This window comes from bacterium (assembly GCA_030654305.1).
In the GTDB taxonomy this organism is placed as follows: Bacteria; Krumholzibacteriota; Krumholzibacteriia; order LZORAL124-64-63; family LZORAL124-64-63; genus PNOJ01.
Map to the genome: position 1 here is coordinate 1 of JAURXS010000424.1, position 3,589 is coordinate 3,589.

At 70.7% G+C, this 3,589-nt stretch carries 3 protein-coding genes; all 3 read left to right on the forward strand.

Annotated features, from left to right (window positions below; all coding sequences use genetic code 11):
* Positions 1 to 953, forward strand: a 953-nt coding sequence (locus Q7W29_12400; GenBank protein ID MDO9172618.1) for a hypothetical protein, incomplete at its 5' end; no start/stop codon positions are given.
* A gap of 76 nt (positions 954 to 1,029) precedes the next feature.
* Positions 1,030 to 2,055, forward strand: coding sequence for a PorV/PorQ family protein (locus tag Q7W29_12405; protein MDO9172619.1), 1,026 nt, complete (start codon positions 1,030 to 1,032; stop codon positions 2,053 to 2,055).
* Positions 2,056 to 2,093: 38 nt separating this feature from the next.
* Positions 2,094 to 3,589: immune inhibitor A (locus tag Q7W29_12410; GenBank protein ID MDO9172620.1), on the forward strand; the 1,496-nt coding region annotated here is incomplete at its 3' end.

Below are 3,589 nucleotides of genomic sequence, written 5' to 3' on the forward strand. Positions count from 1 at the left end.
TCTGCGTGCTCTCGGAGCAGGGCCTGTCTGTTCTTCCCGGCACGACGTACGACCTGCTGGTGCAGGAGTCCCGCGACGACCGCCACTACCAGCTCGGCACGGCCAGCCTCGACTACTGGCAGCCGGGTGCCCCGGTCTTCCGCGGTACCGGTGAGACCGACCTCGACACGCTGCGCGTGGATTTCAAAGTGCCGCTGCAGCTGCGCACCGGCGACCACGGCAAGCTGCGGCTGATCGTCGACGCGCCCGGGGGGTCGCGCGCCATGTACCTCGAGCTGCCGGCGGCCCGGGTCGCGACCGCGGGCCTCGACGACGTCACCGGCCCGGTGACGTCCCTCGCCTTCGCCGGCGGGAGCACGCGGGTCAAGGTGGGCGCCGAGCTGCGCGCAGACCTGGCCGACAGCAGCGGCGTCAGCATCCTCGGCACGACGCCCCTGAACAGCGTGCTGCTGGAGTTCGACGGCACCGGCCAGATGAGCAACGTCACCGACCGCCTCGTCTTCGAGTCCGGCAGCTTCACGCGCGCGCGCGTCACGGTGCCGCTGCCCGAGAACCTCGTCCCGGGTCCCCACCTGGCGGCGGTCTTCGCCAGCGACCTGCTGGGCAACGTGGGCAGCGACACGCTGTCGTTCCACGTCGTGGCCGACGCCGTCACCGGCCTGCAGGACGTCACCGTCTTCCCGAACCCGACCCCGGGCCCGGCGCGCCTGCTCTTCGAGACCAGCGACCCGATGACCGTGACCTGGACCATCTTCACGGTGTCCGGCCGGTCGGTCTGGCAGACGACGCACAGCTTCGCCGAGGCGGGCCCGCAGGTGCTCGCCTGGGACGGCCGCGACGCCCGCGGCGACGAGATCGCCAACGGCGTCTACCTGTACGTGGTCCGCGGCAGCGCCGCCGGCGACCCGCGGCACCCGGCCATCGTCAACGGCAAGATCGTGCTCATGAAATGAGGCAGGCCCGGCCTGCTCTGGCTGATCAACGACGGGGGGGCGCAGCCCCCGGTAACCAGGACGGAAGGACGATCCGATGAAGAGGACTCCCGTGTTCGTGACACTGTTCGCCGCGGCCTGCCTGATGTCGGTGGCCGGTACGGCCCTGGCCATGTCCGGCGCCGGCGCCATCGCGCTGGAATTCCCCATCGGCTCCCGCTACAACGGGATGGGGGAGGCCGGCACCGCCCTGGCGCAGGACGCCACCGCCATGTGGTGGAATCCCGGCGGCCTGGCCTTCGCCACCGACGTCCACCCGGCGCGGCTGGAGTTCATGCAGTCGAAGCTCGTGCCCGACCTCGCCGACGACATCGCCCTGTACTGGGGCGGCTACGCGGCCCGCAAGTGGGGCGGCACCTTCGGCTTCAACTTGACCTACCTGTCCATGGGCGACCAGGAGGGTATGAACGACGGCGGCGACTCCACCGGCATCTTCTCCTCGAACATGTGGGCGATGGGCTTCACCTACGGCACGCGCATCTCCACGAACCTCGGCGCCGGCCTCGGCGTGAAGTACTTCCGCGACAACCTGGCGCCGGACGACGTGCTGCAGGACGGTCGCGGCGGCTCGGGCAGCACCTTCGCCGTGGACGCCGGTCTGCTGTGGAAGATCCCCGCCCTGAGGGCCAACCTGGGCGTGGCGCTGGCCAACCTGGGCCCGAACATCACGCACGTCGACGAGCCCCAGAGCGACCCGCTGCCGCGCAAGATCACCTTCGGCGGCGCCTACGGCGTGGTGCAGGGCGAGGCGCTGTCGCTGCTGCTGGTCGCGGACTACCTCGTGCCCCTGCTGGACTGGAGCGACGAGAACGACGACTACGGCCTCGGCCTCGACTTCGGCGAGAACGAGTGGGGCGTGGGCACGGAGCTGGCCTACGCGCAGTCCCTCTTCCTGCGCTTCGGCTACAAGAAGGGCACCGGAGAGATCGAGGACAGCACCTGGGGCTTCGGCCTGGACCTCGGCCGCTGGGTCGGCAAGAACATCACCTTCGGCTACGCCTCGGTGCCGCAGGCCAAGGGGCTCAAGCACGTGGACCGCATCTCGCTGGGCTACGATTTCTGAGGCCCCTGCACCGCGAACCGGAAGGCGGGACGATCGGCATGCAGTTCGACGGCGCAGAGCGCAAGCACGGTCCGACCCGCCCCGTGGTCCGGCTGCTGATCCTGGTCCTGTGCGCGGGCCTCGGGACCGGCGCCGGCGCGTCGGCCGCGGGCGCGGGGACCGTGGAAAAGGTGCCGGTGGTCAAGGTCTCGCCGGAACGCCTGTTCGCGGGACCGGGGGGCGAACGGGCGCGCGACGCGGCGCAGGGCCGGCTCGAGGCGCTCGAGTCGCGGTTCCACGCCGTCCACGACCTGCTCGAGGGGCGGCACGTTTCGCGCCGCCCGGGCGCGCGGGCGTTGGCGGCCAAGTCCGGCGAGCCGACGACCCTGCGGGTGCTGCTGGTGCGCATCGGTTTCGACAGCGACAGCAGCGGCGACCTGACGAGCGTCACGTCGGACGGGAACTTCGTGTTGGCGCCCGACCCCGCGGCGATCTTCGACCGCCCACCCCACGACAAGGCGTACTTCGAGGCGCACCTGAAAGGGCTCGGCGAGTACTACCGCATCCAGTCCGGCGGCCAACTCGCCATCGAGGGGCGCGTGCTGCCCGACGGTGAGCAGGACTGCTACCGCCTGTCGGACATGGCCGATTACGGCCCCGGCGCCGACGGCGGCTGGACGCTGGAACTGCTGGAAACCCTGGTGCAGGCCGTCATCGGGGCGGCGGATGCCGGGACCCAGCAGGACGGCAGCGCCAACCTGGCCGACTTCGACGACGACAACGAACTCGCCTACGTGATCTTCGTCCACGCCGGCGGCGACTGGCAGAGCGACGTCAACCGGGATTCGCCCAACGACATCCCGACCTTCTTCGTGACCCTGGGCGAACCCGTCGCCCTGCTCGGCGTCGATTCGACGACGGGGACGCCGGGCCTGATCAGCGAGTGTTCGATCATCCCGGAATCCACCAGCCAGGACGACTGGCTGGGCAGCATCGCCGGCGCCCTCTACCACGAGTTCGGCCACGCGCTGGGCCTGCCCGACGTCTACGACACCACCACCGGCCTGCCGGCGGTAGGGCTCTGGGACCTGATGGATTCCGGCCCGAACCTGGTGGCCAACGTCGGCCTGAACGTCCACCCCGAGTACCCCGACTCCATCGACGTCTTCAGCGTGGCCGGACTGCTGCCGCCCTCGCTCGGCGCCTGGAATCGCTGGTACCTGGGCTGGCTCGAGACGGCGACCATCGGCGGCGGCGATCGCGAGATCCACCTGCCGGCCTCCCAGATCCCGCGCAGCCAGTACCTGCAGCACTACAGCGGCAGCTCGGTCGGCGGCACGCCCTACGACTTCTCACCCGACTATCCGCAGGCGATCCTGGGCGGCGTCTCGCCGCGCGAGTTCTTCCTGGTGGAAAACCGCTGGGTGCCGCTGAGCGGCGACGAGCTGCCGGACGAGAGCGGCATCGGTTTCGTGCGCGATGCGGCGACCGGCGTCTTCCTCTACATGGGCGGCGACCTCGAGGACCCGGACGGCCCCGGCCCCCTGGAGGAGGC

Coding starts and splice junctions, on each gene's coding strand:
- Q7W29_12405 (MDO9172619.1), top strand. CDS start 1,030: ATGAAGAGGACTCCCGTGTTCGTGACACTGTTCGCCGCGGCCTGCCTG.